Origin of the sequence: uncultured Leptotrichia sp. (genome assembly GCF_938036635.1) — a bacterium.
GTDB classification, from domain to species: Bacteria; Fusobacteriota; Fusobacteriia; order Fusobacteriales; family Leptotrichiaceae; genus Leptotrichia; species Leptotrichia hongkongensis.
This window is the reverse complement of record NZ_CALHQO010000216.1, coordinates 1-1,072: the sequence shown is the minus strand read 5'-3', so window position 1 is coordinate 1,072 and position 1,072 is coordinate 1. Positions and strand designations below refer to the sequence as shown.

The following is a 1,072-nucleotide window of genomic DNA, read 5'->3' as shown; positions in this document are numbered from 1 at the left end:
ACAATCATTATAGTATTCTATTACTTTTTTAGGTTTCTCATTCTCCTTAAATCTACTTACTTTTTCTAAGATTTTGTATTCTTTTAATTCATCACTTACTTCAGCTTCAAACTTTTCTTTTATTGTCATATTGTTTAGTGTATATTTGCTATCTTTCAAAACTTTAGAAAGAAAATTTTCTGTTCCATATTTTGGCATTTTTTCTAAATTACTATGAACTATTGGAGTTTTTCCATCTGTTGAATAAAAAGGTGTGTTCTTTTTATCATTTAAAACTGTTTCTTCAATAAATTTTTTCAAGCTTTCATCATATTCTGATTCAGAACTATAAAATTTATTAAATAATGCATTCATATTATCTTTTTTTTGTTCTTTAGTTTCGCCTTCTAATATTTCAAGTTTTTCTTTTGTTATTATTACAAATTCAATTATTGCTTCTATTTTTTCTATATCAATTTTGAGAAATTTGCTATCTATATTTTGTCTTTTTGCTAAAAATTGTTTGTACTTAATCATATCATTTCTAAATTCTGAAATTCTTTTATTATCTATCATGTTAAAGAATAAGTATAAATTTAAGATTTCGCTATCATCTTCATTTAATATGTCCAACCCTTCTATTCGTATATTTAAATTTCTAACAATTTCTTCTCGTTCTTTATCTACTTCATTTCTATTTTTTAAAAATTTGAAATTATTATTATTCAAATATTCGATAAATCCCTCTAAAAATATTTCTTCAATAAAATCTCTAATATGTTTTGAAGTATCCTTTCTATTTTTTTCCGTATTAATTTCAATTCTTTCCATTTCCGATTTATGAATATACGAAATATATTCTGAAATGCTATCTGAAAAATTATAATTTCCTATCACATCATAACTTTTTCCTCCTCTCCTTTTTTTATTTTTTTTGACTTTTTCTACTGCTTCTCTAAATTTTGCTTTATTATTTAAGAATTCTGTATAAAAATTATTATAATATAATTCTTTTAACAGAAAATTTCGGGTTTTCATTTATCTTATTATTTATTTTTTTGAGTTTACTCCAATACCATCCTGCAGATTCCCA

Annotated in this window: 1 pseudogene; it reads right to left on the bottom strand. The window is 22.4% G+C overall.

The window, feature by feature from the left end:
- Window positions 1-876, bottom strand: a pseudogene (locus Q0370_RS04135) (hypothetical protein); the annotation flags it as partial.
- Window positions 877-1,072 lie beyond the last annotated feature (196 nt).